This is a genomic window from Rhodococcoides kyotonense, assembly GCF_900188125.1.
Classification (GTDB): Bacteria; Actinomycetota; Actinomycetes; order Mycobacteriales; family Mycobacteriaceae; genus Rhodococcoides; species Rhodococcoides kyotonense.
On record NZ_FZOW01000015.1, the window covers coordinates 110,371 to 127,088 of the forward strand.

The following is a 16,718-nucleotide window of genomic DNA, read 5'->3' on the forward strand; positions in this document are numbered from 1 at the left end:
CGTTCGAACGGTATGGCGTCGGCAGGCCGTCAGGCCCGCCGACGCCGTGCTGCCGACTCCTCCAGATACGACGGCGTCCTCGACGAAAAAGTATCACGCACGAAGTTCAGGAACTCCTCCGTGTCTTCCGGCCAGTCCTCGCCCGTAGATTTAGGCGAAAGCGAACTCACGAGTATGAACGAGCTGAGCACCGCGTGATACAGGCTGGCGAGTGCTTGGGGTGAGCCCGGCCGCAGGGTCCCCTCTTCGTGACCCTTTTCGAATACGCCTACCAGAAATACGAACACACGCTCACCATAGTGGTGCCATGGCTCGGGTACCACGGTTCCACGAGACCGGGCGATCCTCGACAGCTCCGCCGTCAATGCGCCCCAGGCCGGGTGCTCCTGCGCATTCCGAATTTGGATTTCTGCCAGGGTGACCAGTCGTTCGTCAGCGGGTACCGAATCCGGTACCAGTTTATGAATTGCTTCGAGACCGATGCTTCTACGCATCAGAACCTGTTCGTACAAGCTGTCCTTGTTCTCGAAGAACGAGTAGATGGAACCTACGGAGAACTCGCACCGCGCTGCCACATCCTTGAGACCGGTTTCGTAGTAGCCATTCTCGGCGAACAACTCCTCGGCGGTATCGAGGATCTGTTCCCTGGACAACTCGATTCGTTGCAGCCGCCGAGCCTCCCGAGGGCTTTGCGGCGCATCGGTTGCCCCGACGGCGGCAGGGTCCGGCTCCACCGCGGTCACGCCTACAGATGAGTCCTTGGTGCCCGATGCCCTGCGTGGGGCCGTTTTGGCGGCCGACTTCTTCGGCGCAACCTTTCTCGGAGCGGTCTTGTTGGGTGCAGATTCGACAGCAGCAGTGGAGGAAGCGACAGATTTCGCCGGTGACTTCCGCGCACTCTTTCTCGGAGTTGCCGTCTTACCGGGAGCCTTCGTCACCACGGCCGCACCAGTATCTTGCGTCGTCGTACTGCTCGTTTTTCCCGACACCGTTGACTGCCTGACCACCATGCCCACCTCCTCGCATCGTTCACCCACCTGACCGATTCAACGCCATTCCGGCAAATTGAACGATCGTTGTAAAAAATGAGCGTACCTCAGCGACACACGAAAGTACGGTGACGACACCGCACCGGCAGGCAAGCCTCGACCACTCGCCGACTTACTTCGGCCCGAATCCGGCACCTCGTAACAGCGGCGCAATCGATCCCAGGTCCGCCCCGGTCGCCGCGGCCACCGCATGCACGACATCGACGTCCTTATTCAGAAACTCCGCAACCGATCGGCCGAACGACTCGGCGCCACCGCTCGCTTGGACGCCGGCGAGCGCGTAACTGTCTGCGCTTCCCACCCGAAGGCAGTCGATCATCGTCGATTCGTTCATGCCCAATTCGATTCCGAACGTGGTAGCAGCGGTAATGATCTCGATGTTCGCCAGGAACACCGCATTGTTGACCAACTTCATCGACTGTCCCGATCCCAACGGTCCCACGTGTCGGATCGGATCGGCATACAGCGACATGATCGGGACGGCGTCCGAGACCGCGGGTCGACTGCCTCCGACGAACACTGTGATGCTTCCAGCCGCGATATCGTCGGGACCACCGCTCACCGGTGCATCCACCACCGAGATATCCCGTCCAGCCAGCGACGCATCGATCTCCTGGACCGTGTGCGGACTGCCGGTCGTATGCACGATGAGGACGGATCCGGCACTCATCGCGTCCATGAGGTCGTTGTCGAAGCAGATCTCGCGCACCTGCTCGTCCTTGTGCACACACACAATCACAGCCGAGGCACCAGTTGCGACAGCATCGGCACTGTGCACGGGTATGGCACCTGCATTCAGGACCGCCTCGGCATTCGCCTCGGACCGAACCAGAACGCGCACGTCCTCACCCGCTGCTGCAAGCCGCGTCACTATTGGCATACCCATTCTGCCCGCACCTACGAAACCGATGCTCACGACGCCGAGACGCCTTTCCGCGATGTGGCGACGTCGCGCGGATGCTTCAGAAGCCGCAACGCATCGTCCGCCGCGGCCCACACTGTGTGGCCGGCAGACTCATCTGCACCCGCTGCCACTACCTCGGCGAGAATTCCGACGTCTTTGCGCAGAAGCACGCCGACCGACTCCGACATCCCCGCGAGATCGCCTCCGCTAGGTCCCACGACCTTCAGGGCGAAGCTACCTGCCGTGCCGTTGGCCATGACGTCGGCCAACCGGTGTGGGTCTAATCCAAGCGATCTTCCGATTGCGAGGATTCCTGCAGCCGTGCTCAGCTGCGCCGCGAACACCGTGTTGTTCAACAACTTCGTCACTTGGCCTGCACCCAGAGAGCCCATATGGGCGATCGGATTCGCGTACGTTTCCAAGATCGGCCTGAAACGATCGACAACCTTGTACTCGCCACCTGTCATCACCAGCAACCGCTTCTCCGCCGCCGCAATGCCACCGCCGCTCACGGGCGCGTCTATCAGATCGACACCCACCTCCGCGCACGCCGCAGCGAGCCGGTTGCATGTTTTCGGGTGGACGGTGCTGTGAATCGCAATCGCACCTCCCGGAGCCATGCCTGCCAACACTCCCGCTTCTCCCGTCACGACCTCTTCGACACCTGCATCATCGGTGACGCAGATGCACACCAGATCACTGACACGTCCCAGTTCAGTAGGAGTGAGGGCGTAAGCGGCCGACGTGTCCGCGTATTGCGCCAACGTGGAGGCGCTACGCGCCCACAGCGTCAGGGTGAACCCGCTCTCGACTATCCGACGAGCCATGGGGCCTCCCTGGCTGCCGAGGCCGATAAACCCGACACGAACGTCGGCGTCCACCCCCGATGCTTCCGCAGCAGAGTCGGTTACAGGTGCATTCATAATTCTCCCGAAATAGGCCCGGTGGCGGCGCAGCCGATGAGTACGGTCGAGATGAATGATAGTTCATTTGTGTGAACTGCGTTCTAAAATTGTGGTATCACTATGAACAACTGCTCGTGCGCACACGCAGCCGAGACCATCACGCTTATCCGAAGGACAGTCCGTGACCGAAACCCACATCACCACCGCCATGCGGTCGGTCGTCGGCGTCGAATTTGCCAGTTCGACCAGCTTTCCCATAGCCAAATCCGATATCCGCCGGTGGGCCGTTGCGGTGTACTACCCCGATCCGCCTCCTCAGTATTTCTGGGACGACACCATCGACGAAGCTTCCCCCGAGCTCACTGCACCCGCAGAATTCAATCCCTTTGCATGGATGTCCTCCCACGGGCCCGCGCGCGCGGACGACACGGGGGGTGCCGACGATCCCGACTATCAATTCACGATTCTCGGCGTCGAAGGGCCAGGCTTGAAATTTCAGGTCAACGGTGGCATGTCGGTCACCTACGGAGTGCCCATGAAGTCCGGTGATGTGATCACCGCGTCGCTGTCCATCGCCGAACTCGGCGAACGCACCGGAAGACTCGGCTTGATGCTCCTTAAGACCACCGAAGCCGTGTGGACCAATCAGGACGGCGCCGAGGTCAAGCGCGAGCGAATGACCATCATCAGCTACTGAAAGCCGAGATCAGCCATGACCGACACCGTCTTCACCCTATCGATCAACGACGAGCTCCCGCCCTTCATCCGCGAAACCGGGCTTGCGAACTGGAATCGATTCGCCGCCGTCAACAACGAATTCATCGACATCCACATGGACGACGACGCCGGGCGCGCCGCCGGCTACGACTCGGCGTTCGGAATGGGCAATCTACTGTGGTCCTACATGCACAGTTCACTACGCCAGTGGCTCGGATCCCGCGGAAGGATACTCGCAGTCAGTTGCCAGTTTCGCGGTCCGAACACCAAAGGGATGACGCTGACTGTCCGCGGATCCGTCTCCTCGATCCGAGAAGTGGACGACCACCGTGAGGTCACGTTCGATCTGTGGATCGAGGATCAGCACGGAAACAAGCTGACTCCGGGGAACGCCACCGTCGCTCTGAACCACTGACCTGCCCAGTAAGAACGAGGGAAGCCATAGGCTGCAGATGTACTCGCTGCCCATGGCTTTCGGTCTCCCGACATCATTACTCCGTTAGTATTGCGCTCTCTTCTCTGGGGCGAGTAGAAAACGTATCGTGCAAAAATTGCAGGAAGCTTTCGGTATCGGTCAACCACATGTCGGCGGATTCGGTCCGTTGCCCCATCGACGTGACTAGTACGAATGCCATCAGCACTGCCTGATACAGACGAGCAAGAGTCTCGGGTGACCCGGGGCGCAATGTCCCTTCTCTCTGCCCCTTCTCGATGACCTCGACCAGGAACAGGTGTACCCGCTGACCATGATGGCGCCAGGGATCAGGCACGACGCCACCTCGTGACCTGGCGATACGCGAGACCTCAGCGGTCAACGCGCCCCACGCCAGGTGTTCGAGAGAATGTTCGACCCAAATGTCCGCCAGGGCTATCAGACGGTCGTCTCCAGCCATCGCGTCGGGAAGGCGTTCCCGGATCTCCTCCAGAGCGATACTTCGACGCATCAGTACCTGCTCGTACAATTTGTCCTTGTTCTCGAAGAAAGAGTAGATCGATCCAACCGAGTACTGGCACCTCACAGCTACGTCTTTCAGACTGGTTTCGTAATATCCACGCTCGGCGAACAACTCCTCGGCAGTATCCAGGATCTGTTCCTTCGACATCTCGATACGTTGTTGTCGGCGAGCTTCTTTGGGGCTCGGCGGGGCCGTATCGTTGCTGGGGCGGTCGATCGCGCTCGGTTCACCGGCGCCGATGGCGGGAGTCGTCATTGCCTGGGCATTGTCCGTCTGCGCCCGCGTATTCGTCACGGCATTCTCCCGTCTCTTCTACCTCTGTCCCCTGAGTCGATCGATGCCGCACCTCAGGATCGGTGAATCCATCTACGTGTGGCGCCATCCCACCGCACCGAACGCTCGCCAGGTACTGCGGCCTGAAACGCCTCGACCAACCTGCGACGAACGTCGACCAGAACGGCGGCGCTGACCGGCTCGGGCAATGTGCCGTCGCTGATACCGAAGTCCGCCAACTCGGCGCTGCCGATCTTGAGTGCGCGTCCCGCCTCCAGCGAGCGGGACGAGTCGCGCCACAGAATTACCGCTGCCGCTTCCGGGCCGATCACCGAGAAGACAGAGTCCTTCAGAAGGAACAGCCGATCGGTGTGCGCAAGCGCGATTGCGCCTCCACTTCCGCCCTCGCCCACGCACACACAGACACTCGGCGTCGGCAACTCGTCCAGAACTCGCAGAGTCTCCGCAATCTCGCGGGCGATTCCACCTGACTCCGAGATCGGGCCAGGCGCAGCACCAGGTGTATCGACCAGCGTAAGGAGCGGAAGAGACAATTTTCCTGCCAGTCGAATTGCACGTTGAGCGAGTCGATACGCCTCGGGGCCCTGTCCTGCCTTCGCGTCTCCGTGCGCATGCCGATCCATTGCGACGACGATGCATCTCATACCGGACACAGTGGCCAAACCCGCGCGTATCGAGGGATCGGAGCCCTTGAGCTCGACCCACGACTCGGTCAGTCCGCCTGCCCATTCCAGCCCGGAGGGGCGCCTCGGCGCCCGAGCCCGCTCGACGGCCGACGCGTGCGAGCCGAGGCGATGCGATTCACATCCGATCACGGACGGCCGATCCACCGGCACCTGCAACGGCGTCTCGACGGCGCCCAGAACCGAGGCGATCCAGCGATCCTTGTCCGTCGAGGCAACGATTGCATCGACGAGGCCCGCACGACAGGCAGAGTCTGCGTTGTGTGAGTCAGCGGGAGGGCGCATCCCAGTCATCTCTTCGACGACGCGTGGGCCCGCGAATCCGATGGTCGCACCGGGCTCGACCGCACGCACGTCCACCAACGACGCCCACGAGGCGAAGACCCCACCTGCGGTGGGAGAGCCGATATAGCCCAGCGACAGTAGCCCCGCGGCGGCGTGAGCGTTGAAAGCCGACACGACCCGAGGCATCTGGACGAGCGAAAACATTCCCTCCTGCATGCGAGCGCCACCGGTACGCACCGATGCCACCACCGGGAGTCGCTCCCTCGCAGCGCGCCGAAATGCGCGTGACACCTTTTCTCCCACAACCAAACCCATGCTTCCGCCGAAGACGGAGAAATCACTGTCGATCACGGCGCACGGCACCCCGCCGACCACCCTGAGTCCGGTCCTCACAGCTTCGCTCGAATGGCTGGCCTTCTCCGCGCGGTAACCGGGGAACTCGAGCGGATCACCTGCGACGAGATCACGGTCCCACTCGTCGAGCAGCGCTGTGGTCGAATCCGCGATATCCGACGTCGGAAGCGCCGTCGCGCTCATTGGTCGACTCGCAGTAACATCGCGCCGCTCGGTGTGAGACCACCACTGCTCACCACACCGACGCGCGCACCGAGCACCTGACGGTCGCCGGCCTCACCCCTCAGCTGGCTCACCGCCTCGACGAGCAGACCCATTCCATGAGTGCGTCCGTGCGACAACTGTCCTCCATTCGTGTTCAGCGGAAGAACACCGTCGCGCGCGATGTTCTTGCCGCCGTCCAGGAAGTCCTTTGCCTCGCCGATTCCGCAAAATCCGAGCGCCTCGATCCACGACACACAGTTAAAAGTGAACCCGTCGTAGAGTTCGGCGACGTCCACATCGCCTGGGCGTAGATCGGTTCTCGACCACAGGTGTGCGGCAGGTCCCAGAACCTGTGGTTCGTGGGTCGAGGTGCTCTGATCCCACTCGAGTCGCTCGAGAATCTGGGTTCCCACAGCCTCCACACGAACGGGGGTTCCAGCCAGGTCGCCAGCGGTATCGGCAGCCGAGACGATTACTGCGACTGCCCCGTCGCAGGGTACGTCGCAATCGTAGAGCCCGAACGGACTCGTGATTGCGCGAGCGCCGAGGTAGTCGTCCATAGTGATGAGATCGCGATAGATCGCAGTCGGGTTGAGTGCCGCGTTGGCACGCTGGTTGATGGCGACCCACCCCAGCGTCTCCCTGGTAGTTCCGTACCTCGAAAAGTGTCGATGAGCGGTCTGCGCCAACGTGTGTGCTGCAGACGTCGCACCGAATGGCATCGACCACCCCATTTGGCCGGAGATGCGGCTCATCCCCGGTTGGGCGAGGCTGCCGTCGCGGATTAGTTGGTCGTGTGTGGACTGCCAGACTGTACGGAAGCACAGAACGTGCCGCGCAAGTCCCGCCGAAACCGCAAGCATTGCGGCAACAACCGAACCGCCGGGCCCGAACGTTTCGCCGCCGCCGTTGTACCAGGTCGGCTTGATTCGCAGCACGGATTCGACCGCCGTGACGCCACCCTCGCTGTGCCCGGTCTCCACTCCCCCGGCAGGGTACGTCGACAAGCCGTCGATGTCATCGAAGCTCAGACCTGCGTCGGCGACGGCCCGCTCACATGCCTCGATCGTCAATTCCAATGGGTCTGCCATGAGTCGGCGTCCCATCCGCGACGAACCGATTCCGCTGAGTACTACATCGTCTTCGAACTTTTTCGTGGACAACATCGGACGGACATGCTTGGCGTAGTCGCCCGGAGCGATCGTGTCCTCGGGCAACTCGACGGGTTCCAGCCCACCTGCAATGGGCCGAAACAGCGGAAGCCACACGTCCTCCACGTTCTCGAATACCACTTCCATCGGCATTCCGAGGCGAAGGTCACGCGGTTCGCACTCGACAAGTCGGGTCGTCAGACGGACCGAAGGATCCTCGTCGAGCGCAACTTCGGCGACGACATACGGCGCCGAAACTCCAGGAATGGCGAATCGCTCGTTCACTGTGAAGCCGAACAGAATTGCTCTACCCGACAGCACCCGATTCTCGGTATCCGCCCCGCTGCAGTCCGGGCACCGCGGTTTGGGCGGATGGATCAGTGCTGAACACGACCGGCAAGACTGAACTCTCAACCGCCCGTCGCGTCCCGAGGTCCAGAAGAACTCGGTTTCGGGGAGCACCAGCGGCAACAGGTGTGCTAACTCGTCGGGCATGTCTTTTCCTTTGGACGACGGCGTTCGAAACCGGCGGTCGGACCCCGAACCGGCAAGAGGTCGTTGAATGTAAGAGACCTGAGATCACAGCAAGCGCCGCAGAAGCTTTCCCGTGTCGGTGCGAGGAAGTTCATCGTGAAAGATGACGTCGTCCGGTGTTTTGGACGACCGAAGCTTCGACCGAACCCAGGCACGTACATCATCCACCGACAGCGTCTTGCCGGGATAGAGTACGACGTGGGCAGCGATGCGCTGGCCCCAGTCGTCGTCGGCAACACCGACAACACCTGCGTCCGAGACGAATTCGTGCGCCACGATCGACTCCTCGATCTCGGCCGGTGCGATGTTCTCACCGCCGCGGATGATCGTGTCGTCCATGCGTCCCTCGATGAACACGTACCCGCCGCCGTCCACGTACGCCTGATCGCGGGTGTGAAACCAACCGTCATCGGACAAAAGGCTTCCTTTGCCGAGGTATTCGCCCGATACCTGGGGGCCTCTGACGCGTAACTCGCCGCGGATGTTGGCTTCGCACTGATTGCCGTCTTCGTCGAACACTCCGATGGTGACGCCCGGAACAGGCCTACCCACGGATCCCAACCGCGCGCGCACGGCAGGATCCCCGGAGGCGAACGCCTCACGATGCTCGTCCGGTCCCAGCAACGCGATTGTCGATGCAGTCTCCGTCAGACCGTACGCGTTGACGAAGCCAGTGTTCGGAAACGCGTCGAGAGCCTGCGCCAGTACTGTCACGGGCATCCGTGCTCCACCGTATGAGATCGCCAGTACTGGAGGCGATTTCTGCTCGTGTTCCGTCAGGTAGTCGCAAATTCGTGCAAGCATCGTGGGAACGACCATGGAGTGAGTAACTCCTTCGGAATCGGCCATGTCCAACCACACTTCCGGATCGAAGCGATCGAGATAGACCAGCCGCCGCCCGGCGTACAGGTTCGAGAGTAAGTTCGCCACCGCGGCGATATGATACGGCGGAACACTCACCAAGCTGGCCTGTGATGGACCGCCAGCGCCGAACTCGACCGTCCCCAGTATGTAGGAGACGAGGTGGCGATTTCGCAGCACGGCCGCCTTCGGTGCCGCTGTGGTTCCGCTGGTGTACAACAGGACCGCGATGGCCTCTGCGTCCATATCGCGATCTTCCAGTGGCGCCGTTGTCGCGGCCGCATCCAACCACTCGTTGGGTCCGTATACAGCGCCCGCCGTAGTGACTCGACCCGGCTTGTCCGCGATCACAATCGGACGTTCGAAGCTACCGACCAGCTCGGCCAATTTGTCGTCGGCCAGCCGGTAATTCAGAGGCACGAATGGAATCCCAGCTCGGGCAGCCGCGAAGAGTGCCACGGGAAGAGCCACACCGTTGACACCGATGAAGAGAATTGCGTCCGACTCTGCCTCGACTGCGAGTCGAGCACCTCCGCCTGCCATCGATCCCAACTCGCCGTAAGTTGCACGACGAATACGGTTGGAGTGCTCGACAATTGCGGTTTCGTCGGGCCAGCTTGCCGCTGCCATCGACAGTAACATTGCGACGTTCACGTGTGCGCCCTTCGGCCGGTTAGTGATGAATCGGACGGTCAGTCGGATGCAGGCAACGGCTTCGGCGCCTTGAGCTGAAGAGGTCGGTCGCCGAGCGAGAGTCGACCGGCACCTGGGCTGACGCACAGCACCTCGACTGTGCCGTCCGCGTCCTCGTAGCGCTTCCCCATGTCAACTTTGGCTCCGTCGGACGGGCCACCTGAGGCGGGAACGAGATCCTCGCCGTCACGCACCAGAACGACTCCGTCGCAGGCGATGTCGGCATCGCCCTTGCCCGCCCGCACTACGACTACCTGCACTGTGGACACTCGGCTACGCAACCGCTCGCCGACCTTGTACTCAGCCATGTGAATCCTCCAATAGTTTTTCGTTTCGGCCGGCCGATTGTCGGCTCAGCACACATTCCTCGACGAACGCGAGGACTTTCAAGTGGTAGGCCAGTGCGGCGTTCCCCAAACTGACGTTGTGACCGGAACCGATCTGTTCATCGACTTCGGTCCGCACCGAGGCCGTGAACAGCGACGACATTCCGACCAGGCCCGGTTCGCCGGACTGCCACCAGGATTCGTGATCACCCAGCGAGATACGGACGGGGACCGAAACATTCGGGGCAGACCGTGCGAATTCGGCCGGCCAGGCAAGCGCATCCTCGCCGTCGTACGCCGGAGCCCGACTGGATACAGGTTCTTGCTGCGGGTAGAGTCCCGCCGGTTGCCACAGCAATTCCCGCAGCAGGCCGGCGGCCTGCTCGACGTCACTTGTTCCCAACCTGCGTACAGCGTCGGAACGTCGGTTGTGACGAATGCCGGTTCCCGCCATCTCGATTCCGAGGAGATCCGAACCCCGAGGGTCGACCGCCATGCGAAGGGCGAGGACACAGCCTTGGGAGTGACCGACGAGAAAGCAACCCGCGCCCCGGTCGAGACCCTGCAACGCAGAATCGACGACACCGTACGACAGTGCAACCTGACGATCGGGATCGATCCGCTCACCGAGCATCTCCCGCGAACTGCCGTAACCCGGCCGGTGCGGTGCGATCACAGAGAAGCCGAGCGACGCGCCCACCTGCATCAACGAGTGCCTCGAATGACCGGGAGCGTCGAAATAGTCCGGCCGTGATGCGCCACCGTGCCATGCCACCACTACAGCCCGAGGGTCCGGAACCGAAGACACTAGCCCGGACATCGGTATACCGTCCACGTCCACCTGGAAGTTCTCCGGAATCACGCCTTCTCCTTTCACCGTTCGCAGACAATCGTGGCCGTTCAAATAGTGATCCGACCGGCCCACAGTCCGAACCGGACCGCCTGGAACCGCTGGATCATTTTCCTGAGCGTCCGTTCATTTTTTTGTAGACTAGCATGATCGTAGAAGACCGAAAGGTGAAACGAATGTTCGAGTCGAACGGCAAAGTAGCTCTGATCACTGGCGCCGGGCGAGGAGTCGGCGCCGCTGTCGCAGAGATGCTGGCAGCACACGGTGCACTCGTTGCGGTGAACGACCTCAACCCCGACAGGGCGGCTTCGATGGTGGAGCGGATCGAGTCCGAGGGAGGCCGAGCTGTCGCGGTGCCGGGAGACATCGCCGCCTACACTTCGGTCGAAGAAATTTTCCATCGCATCGCTTCGACGCTCGGGCCGGTCGATTTCCTCGTGAACAACGCCGGTATCCCAACCGCAGGAATCGAGCTGAGCTATTTCGCGGACACACGGCCCTCGGATTGGCAACCACTGCTGCAGGTCAACGTCGCCGGTGTCCTGAATTGCTGCCACCTGGCCGTGCCGGCGATGATCGAGAGGAAATGGGGACGCATCATTTCTATCTCCTCGGACTCGGCACGAACCGGTGAATCGATGATGGCCGTGTATGCCGCATCGAAGGCCGCAGGAGTAGGCCTGATCCGATCACTGTCCAAGGAGCTCGGGCCTCACGGGATTACCTGCAATACACTGTCTTTGGGCACAATTGCCAGTGAGGACACTCGATCGTCTGATCCCGAAAAGGTGGACCGTCACCTGCGCCGCTACCCGATGCGACGTCTCGGTACCGGCGATGACGTTGCTGCGGCCGTACTGTGGCTGGCCTCCGAATCAGGTGGATGGACCACAGGACAGACGATTCCGGTCAACGGCGGTTTCGCCGCCGGCTGACCGGAATCGCAGGGCTCCAGCTCACCCGAATTTCGGCGCCCGAGGCAGGCGAAGATTGTGCTGCGCAACGATGTTGCGCGCGATGTCGGTGGTGCCGCCGTAGATGGCAGTGCCCTGAGCGAAGCGATGACTCCACTCCAACTCACCGTCCTCGACTGCGCCTTCCGCACCTCGCGGTAACAGCGCAACCGGACCTACGAGGTCCAGAAGTTCTGCGCTCCTGGAGATGAGTAGTTCCGAAGAAATGACACGGCCCATCGGCCCAGGGACGTTACGGATCAACTCGACATCGGTGGCGATCTCGGCGAGTTTGTACTTGACGAGCACGTCGTCGAGCGGAGTGCCGCCATCCGGCGCTGTCGCGTTGGCCCACGACGTGGCGTGCCACAAAAGCTTCTGCAACGTCCAGCCATAGGTCGACCCATTGAGTTCGGAATATCCGTCGGCCTCCAGCACACCGTGCTCCACCTCGAGCGGCGCGCTCATGACGGCCCAGCCCTGGTCGACCGGTCCGAGGCGGTGGTCGTCGCCGACGAATACGTTGTCGTAGAAGACCGCGTTGGTGCGTTCGCCACCGAGCGTGTGTACCGGCTGGATTTCGACGCCGGGTCTGTCGAGCGGTACGAGGAAGATTGTGATGCCGCGATGCTTGGGTGCATCGGGATTACTGCGGGTGACCAAGATGCTGTACTGGCAGTTGTGTGCACCTGTGGTGAACATCTTCGCTCCGTTGATGATCCAACCGTCATCGGTGCGCGTTGCACGTGTACGCACGCCCGCCAGGTCCGAACCTCCGTCCGGTTCGGTGTACCCCAGGCAGATATTGATGTCACCGGCCGCAACGCCGGGCAACACTTTCTCTCGCAACGTGTCGGAACCGTAGGCTCGTACCACCGGCACCGTCATCGCCGTCGTGGACAGAGTTACGTCCGGAACATCTCGGCGACGCCGTTCGGTTGTGAGGATCGCCTCGCGGACGGGATCCAAGCCGGCGCCACCCTCCTCTACGGACCACGTTGGAAGTATCCAACCACGCTCCCCCAGCGCCTTGTGCAACGCGTGATTGTGACCCGAACCGGTACGGCGTTCTTCCTCGAACACCTCTTCGGTTGCATGTTCGTCGAAGAAGTCGCTGACTTCGCGCCAGAACGCGCGCTGAGCTTCGGTCAACTCGATTTTTCCAAAATCCATCTGAGGATCTCCCTGTCAGCGGATGGTCAGATGCCCGAGGGCATCGGAAGTGAATCGGCAACCGCGAGGAGTTCGCCTGCAGGCCGTCCCGCCAGCAGAGGCCATCCTTTCGCACGCCGAAAATGCAATGTCATATCGGACTCGGTCGTGAAGCCGAACCCACCCTGAACATGGATACCGACGGTTGAGGCCTTCGTCGCGGCCGCGCAAGCCGACACGTAGGCCTTTGGAACCAGTTCTCGTGCGGCCTCGGGCTCATATTCCACATACCAGGCTGCTTTGCGAACGAGATTGCGGCTGCCGGTCGCAAGAATCGCGGCATCGACCAACGAGTGCGATATTGCCTGGAAGGTACCGATGAATTGCCCGAACGCTTTTCGACTGCTGGCAAAGTCGACACCGAGCCCCACCGTGGCATCCGCGGATCCGGTCAGCGCGGCAGCAGTCAACAACTTCCATACCCTGACCGCTTCGGTGAATGCGGCAACCGCATCGTCACCCTGAGCCAGAGTTTCGACGTCGTCTCCGATCGTCCACCAGGCGGCAGGCTGCCCTCCCAGGTTGGCCGCCTGCTCCACACCATCCGGGGCAGGCACCACAACCAACTCGTCCCCGCGCAGTGCGAGTGCAGCCTGTGCAATAGCACCGGCAGGCACCAGCTGTCGAGCTCTGTCCGGGTGAAGTGCGACGGTCAGCACGGTCTCACCCGACAGCAGTGGTCCCAGGAGCTCATCCGATCGGCCCGCAGGCAACGCAGCCAAGAGGCGCGCTGCCGCAATCGCGTCGACCATCGGAATGGGAGCAAGCGATGCGCCATATTGCTCAGCGACAAGCACCAGGTCCACAACGGTCGCTCCGTCACCTCCCCTGGACTCGGGGACGGCCATAGTGACAACACCGATGTTCGATGCCTTTGCCCACAGGACCGGGTCGTATCCGAGCGGCTCGGCAGCCCGAACTACAGAACTCGACGCGACGCTCTGGAAAAAGTCGACGAAAACCTCCCGGACCGCTTCTTGTTGTTCGTCCAACGAATAATCGTTGCGTCGTAATTCCTGCGGAAGCAGATCCCTCACCACATCACCAACTTCGACTTGTTCTGAACAATCGTTCAAACAGTTGTAGCACAAACACATTGAGATCGGCAGCGATTCGGCAACAGTTCGCGAACTGGAGAAACAGAAGAGTCATTGATTAATTCAATTCCCTGAACTAACGTTCAGAGAAGTTCGTTGCGGGATCGTTTCGATGCCCGAACGCTCGACCGAATCGAGGAAACATGAACGACGCAGTGATCGTCAGCGCGGTCCGCACCCCCATTGGCACAGCGTTCAAGGGCACCTTGGCCGCCACCCCCGCCGAAGATCTCGCGGTTCACATTCTCACGGAGTCCATTCGTCGGTCGTCTCTACCGCCGGAGTCGATCGACGACGTCATCTTTGCCGAATCCATGTACGGAGGCGGTGACCTCGCCAGACATGCCGCAGTAGCCGCAGGCCTCACCAGAGTGCCAGGGCAGGCGGTAAACCGACATTGCGCGGGGAGTCTGACCGCCGTCGGCAACGCGGCAGGTTCGCTTCGATCAGGAATGGACGAGGTCATCGTCGCAGGCGGAGTGAACTCCAGCTCACTGACGCCCAAGGTTATCTGGGCGATTCCGGGAACGAACCGGACCGAAACCCGAATCGCGCCGACATTTCCGTACACCGAGGACGCTGCAGACGACACATCGCTGTCCGTCGGATGGAATCTTGCACAAAAATACAATCTGTCCCGCGAGCGCATGGACGCCTGGGCCGTGCGCTCTCACGAGCGGGCGGTGGCGGCGATCGACGCCGGAAAATTCGACGACGAAATCGCGCCGATCAAGGTCACGACCATGGATGGTTCGGTCGTCGAGTTTGCAGTCGACGAGCACCCGCGGCGCACCACGACCCTGGAGAAGGCGGCCAGGATCAAACCCGTCCACCCCGAGATCGACGGATTTTCGATCACGGCCGCGAACGCCAGCGGCGTCAACGACGCCGCCGCAGCCCTGACTCTCACCACCGCAGCGAATGCCGCCGCGCATGGGCTGCAGTCGCTCGGAACCGTGCGAGCCTGGGCATCGGTCGGCGTCGAACCGAAGTACACCGGCGACGGAAGCTTGATGGTCATTCCGATCGTCCTCGAGCGAGCCGGTCTGCGGCCACAGGACGTTCACCTCTGGGAAATCAACGAGGCCTTTGCGTCCGTGCCTGTCTCGGTGTGCCAGGAGCTGGGGCTCGACGAGCAGATAGTCAACATTTATGGCAGCGGATGCAGCCTCGGACATCCGATTGCCGCAAGTGGCGCTCGAATGCTCACGACACTCGCACACGAACTCCGTCGGCGCGGAGGCGGGATCGGTGTTGCCGCAATGTGTGCGGGCGGCGGTCAGGGCGGCGCGGTCGTCATCGAAGTTCAGAGCTGAACCAGCGACTCCCAGCACCGTCAAACAAGGAGAATCATGGAACTGAACAACACGTCTGCCCTGGTCTGCGGCGGCGCAGGCGGGTTCGGCGAAGCTACGGTCCGCCGATTGGTTGCAACAGGTGCACACGTCGTCATCGCAGACCTCGCCGAGGACAAGGGCAGAGCTCTGGAGGCCGAACTCGGCGCGACAACTCGGTTCGTGTCGACAGACGTCACAGACGAGGACTCCGTTCGCAATGCCGTCGCGATTGCGGCGGACCTCGCCCCCCTGCGGTCGACTGTCGTCGTTCACGGCGGGCCGGCAGCGGGCCGCCGCATGATCAATCGCGCGGGAGAACCGTACTCGCTGGACGTTTTTCGGAAGACGGTCGAGATTTTTCTCACCGGAACCTTCAACGTGATGAGTCAGGCCGCTGCAGTGATGAGTACGAGCGAACCCGCAGAATCGGGGCAGCGAGGAGTGATCGTCACGACAGCAAGCATCGCCGGGTTCGAGGGACAGGTTGGGCAGACCGACTATTCTGCGGCCAAAGGCGGTGTCATCGGTTTGACGCTCACCGCTGCGCGCGACCTCGCGCCCGCTGGAGTAAGGGTCATGTGCATCGCACCTGGAACGTTCTTCACACCCGCGTTTCAGATGGAAGAGGCTGACGCTCAGGCACAATGGGGACCTGGAGTTCCCAACCCGAAGCGAATGGGCAACGTGAACGAGTACGCGCGCCTCGCCCAAGACATCATCGAGAACGATTACCTGAACGGAACGGTCATTCGCATCGACGGTGCCCTCCGCTTCAACGTCTGACTCGTTCGTTGCCGCTACTCCCCATTTGCCGAGAGGTTCCAAACCATGGCACGTTCGATACGCAGCAGAACCTTCGATCTCACGCCCGTCCAACTGCTTCTGCGAATCGCCGTCGGCGGCACGATGGTCGCACACGGTGTGAAGCACGGACGCAGCATCGCCGGGACCGCAGGCTGGTTCGGATCCATCGGGTTCAAGCACGCGACGCTGCAGGCACAAGCGAGTGCTGTCGTCGAGGTCGGGGCAGGTGCTGCACTCGTAGCCGGGGCGGCAACACCCGTCGCGGCCGCGGCCGTCGTAGGCACGATGGCCGTCGCCGCGCATGCTGTCCACGTTCCCAATGGATTCTTCATCACCTCCGAGGGATGGGAGTACGTCGGCAATCTGTCGGCCGCCGCGGTCACCTTGGCGGCGCTCGGACCAGGTAGGTGGAGCGTCGACAGGGTGCTCGGAATCGATTCGAAGCTCGGTGGATCGAAGGCCGCGGCATTTGCGACGGCCCTTGGTCTCGTCGCAGCCTGTGGACAACTGCTCGCCTTCCACCGGCCGACTTCTCGTTAGGAGATCAAA

General features: G+C 61.7%; 18 protein-coding genes. 7 read left to right on the top strand and 11 right to left on the bottom strand.

Annotated features, from left to right (window positions below; all coding sequences use genetic code 11):
• Positions 1-29 precede the first annotated feature (29 nt).
• Complete coding sequence (locus tag CHB96_RS22410; protein WP_245866029.1) at positions 30-743, bottom strand: TetR/AcrR family transcriptional regulator; 714 nt, start codon at positions 741-743, stop codon at positions 30-32.
• Positions 744-762: 19 nt separating this feature from the next.
• Between CHB96_RS22410 and CHB96_RS30215 the strand changes: the two genes are divergently transcribed.
• Positions 763-1,041 carry a hypothetical protein gene (locus CHB96_RS30215; RefSeq protein WP_245866031.1) on the top strand — a complete coding sequence of 93 codons (279 nt, stop codon included), beginning with the start codon at positions 763-765 and terminating at the stop codon, positions 1,039-1,041.
• A gap of 120 nt (positions 1,042-1,161) precedes the next feature.
• On the opposite strand, the gene CHB96_RS22415 is transcribed toward CHB96_RS30215, so the two are convergent.
• A complete protein-coding gene (locus CHB96_RS22415) occupies positions 1,162-1,965 on the bottom strand; it encodes an NAD(P)-dependent oxidoreductase (protein ID WP_089250433.1) in 804 nt (267 codons plus the stop codon).
• Positions 1,962-2,876 (bottom strand): NAD(P)-dependent oxidoreductase, encoded by a 915-nt coding sequence (locus CHB96_RS22420; RefSeq protein WP_089250434.1) that lies wholly within the window; start codon positions 2,874-2,876, stop codon positions 1,962-1,964. Before CHB96_RS22420 ends, CHB96_RS22415 begins: the two co-directional genes overlap by 4 nt.
• A gap of 163 nt (positions 2,877-3,039) precedes the next feature.
• On the opposite strand from CHB96_RS22420, the gene CHB96_RS22425 reads away from it, so the two are divergent.
• Positions 3,040-3,555: an FAS1-like dehydratase domain-containing protein gene (locus CHB96_RS22425; protein WP_245866037.1), complete on the top strand. Its 516-nt coding sequence runs from the start codon at positions 3,040-3,042 to the stop codon at positions 3,553-3,555.
• A 15-nt stretch (positions 3,556-3,570) separates the two neighbouring features.
• Positions 3,571-3,990 (top strand): hotdog family protein, encoded by a 420-nt coding sequence (locus CHB96_RS22430; RefSeq protein ID WP_089250435.1) that lies wholly within the window; start codon positions 3,571-3,573, stop codon positions 3,988-3,990.
• Positions 3,991-4,066: 76 nt separating this feature from the next.
• Here CHB96_RS22430 and CHB96_RS22435 read toward each other — a convergent pair whose 3' ends face one another.
• The 6 genes from CHB96_RS22435 to CHB96_RS22460 form a co-directional block, all read right to left on the bottom strand.
• Complete coding sequence (locus CHB96_RS22435; RefSeq protein ID WP_245866039.1) at positions 4,067-4,678, bottom strand: TetR/AcrR family transcriptional regulator; 612 nt, start codon at positions 4,676-4,678, stop codon at positions 4,067-4,069.
• 200 nt (positions 4,679-4,878) lie between these two features.
• Positions 4,879-6,330, bottom strand: a complete 1,452-nt coding sequence (locus CHB96_RS22440; protein WP_089250438.1) for a carboxyl transferase domain-containing protein — start codon at positions 6,328-6,330, stop codon at positions 4,879-4,881.
• Positions 6,327-7,997 carry a thiolase C-terminal domain-containing protein gene (locus CHB96_RS22445; protein WP_089250440.1) on the bottom strand — a complete coding sequence of 557 codons (1,671 nt, stop codon included), beginning with the start codon at positions 7,995-7,997 and terminating at the stop codon, positions 6,327-6,329. The genes CHB96_RS22440 and CHB96_RS22445 overlap by 4 nt, the downstream gene beginning before the upstream one ends.
• 84 nt (positions 7,998-8,081) lie before the next feature.
• Complete coding sequence (locus tag CHB96_RS22450; RefSeq protein WP_245866041.1) at positions 8,082-9,551, bottom strand: class I adenylate-forming enzyme family protein; 1,470 nt, start codon at positions 9,549-9,551, stop codon at positions 8,082-8,084.
• A 38-nt stretch (positions 9,552-9,589) separates the two neighbouring features.
• Positions 9,590-9,898, bottom strand: coding sequence for a hypothetical protein (locus tag CHB96_RS22455; RefSeq protein WP_089250442.1), 309 nt, complete (start codon positions 9,896-9,898; stop codon positions 9,590-9,592).
• Positions 9,891-10,736, bottom strand: a complete 846-nt coding sequence (locus CHB96_RS22460; protein WP_089250518.1) for an alpha/beta fold hydrolase — start codon at positions 10,734-10,736, stop codon at positions 9,891-9,893. The genes CHB96_RS22455 and CHB96_RS22460 overlap by 8 nt, the downstream gene beginning before the upstream one ends.
• A gap of 206 nt (positions 10,737-10,942) precedes the next feature.
• Here CHB96_RS22460 and CHB96_RS22465 point away from each other — a divergent pair, with 206 nt between their 5' ends.
• Positions 10,943-11,701: an SDR family NAD(P)-dependent oxidoreductase gene (locus CHB96_RS22465; protein WP_089250444.1), complete on the top strand. Its 759-nt coding sequence runs from the start codon at positions 10,943-10,945 to the stop codon at positions 11,699-11,701.
• Between the two features lie 21 nt (positions 11,702-11,722).
• Here CHB96_RS22465 and CHB96_RS22470 read toward each other — a convergent pair whose 3' ends face one another.
• Both CHB96_RS22470 and CHB96_RS22475 read right to left on the bottom strand, forming a co-directional pair.
• Positions 11,723-12,892 carry an acyl-CoA dehydrogenase family protein gene (locus CHB96_RS22470; protein WP_089250446.1) on the bottom strand — a complete coding sequence of 390 codons (1,170 nt, stop codon included), beginning with the start codon at positions 12,890-12,892 and terminating at the stop codon, positions 11,723-11,725.
• Between the two features lie 26 nt (positions 12,893-12,918).
• A complete protein-coding gene (locus CHB96_RS22475) occupies positions 12,919-13,968 on the bottom strand; it encodes an acyl-CoA dehydrogenase family protein (protein WP_176444441.1) in 1,050 nt (349 codons plus the stop codon).
• A 203-nt stretch (positions 13,969-14,171) separates the two neighbouring features.
• On the opposite strand from CHB96_RS22475, the gene CHB96_RS22480 reads away from it, so the two are divergent.
• The 3 genes from CHB96_RS22480 to CHB96_RS22490 are packed head-to-tail and all read left to right on the top strand — an operon-like array spanning position 14,172 to position 16,709.
• Positions 14,172-15,344: a thiolase family protein gene (locus CHB96_RS22480; protein ID WP_089250450.1), complete on the top strand. Its 1,173-nt coding sequence runs from the start codon at positions 14,172-14,174 to the stop codon at positions 15,342-15,344.
• Between the two features lie 36 nt (positions 15,345-15,380).
• Positions 15,381-16,148 (top strand): SDR family NAD(P)-dependent oxidoreductase, encoded by a 768-nt coding sequence (locus CHB96_RS22485; protein WP_089250452.1) that lies wholly within the window; start codon positions 15,381-15,383, stop codon positions 16,146-16,148.
• A gap of 45 nt (positions 16,149-16,193) precedes the next feature.
• A complete protein-coding gene (locus CHB96_RS22490) occupies positions 16,194-16,709 on the top strand; it encodes a DoxX family protein (protein WP_089250454.1) in 516 nt (171 codons plus the stop codon).
• The last annotated feature ends 9 nt before the right edge of the window (positions 16,710-16,718 follow it).

Excerpts from the sequence above, each read along its gene's own strand:
- CHB96_RS22420 (WP_089250434.1), bottom strand. The coding sequence starts at position 2,876 with ATGAATGCACCTGTAACCGACTCTGCTGCGGAAGCATCGGGGGTGGAC.
- CHB96_RS22490 (WP_089250454.1), top strand. The coding sequence starts at position 16,194 with ATGGCACGTTCGATACGCAGCAGAACCTTCGATCTCACGCCCGTCCAA.
- CHB96_RS22445 (WP_089250440.1), bottom strand. The coding sequence starts at position 7,997 with ATGCCCGACGAGTTAGCACACCTGTTGCCGCTGGTGCTCCCCGAAACC.
- CHB96_RS22480 (WP_089250450.1), top strand. The coding sequence starts at position 14,172 with ATGAACGACGCAGTGATCGTCAGCGCGGTCCGCACCCCCATTGGCACA.
- CHB96_RS22465 (WP_089250444.1), top strand. The coding sequence starts at position 10,943 with ATGTTCGAGTCGAACGGCAAAGTAGCTCTGATCACTGGCGCCGGGCGA.
- CHB96_RS22435 (WP_245866039.1), bottom strand. The coding sequence starts at position 4,678 with ATGTCGAAGGAACAGATCCTGGATACTGCCGAGGAGTTGTTCGCCGAG.
- CHB96_RS22455 (WP_089250442.1), bottom strand. The coding sequence starts at position 9,898 with ATGGCTGAGTACAAGGTCGGCGAGCGGTTGCGTAGCCGAGTGTCCACA.
- CHB96_RS22440 (WP_089250438.1), bottom strand. The coding sequence starts at position 6,330 with ATGAGCGCGACGGCGCTTCCGACGTCGGATATCGCGGATTCGACCACA.
- CHB96_RS22430 (WP_089250435.1), top strand. The coding sequence starts at position 3,571 with ATGACCGACACCGTCTTCACCCTATCGATCAACGACGAGCTCCCGCCC.
- CHB96_RS22460 (WP_089250518.1), bottom strand. The coding sequence starts at position 10,736 with ATGTCCGGGCTAGTGTCTTCGGTTCCGGACCCTCGGGCTGTAGTGGTG.
- CHB96_RS22470 (WP_089250446.1), bottom strand. The coding sequence starts at position 12,892 with ATGGATTTTGGAAAAATCGAGTTGACCGAAGCTCAGCGCGCGTTCTGG.
- CHB96_RS22485 (WP_089250452.1), top strand. The coding sequence starts at position 15,381 with ATGGAACTGAACAACACGTCTGCCCTGGTCTGCGGCGGCGCAGGCGGG.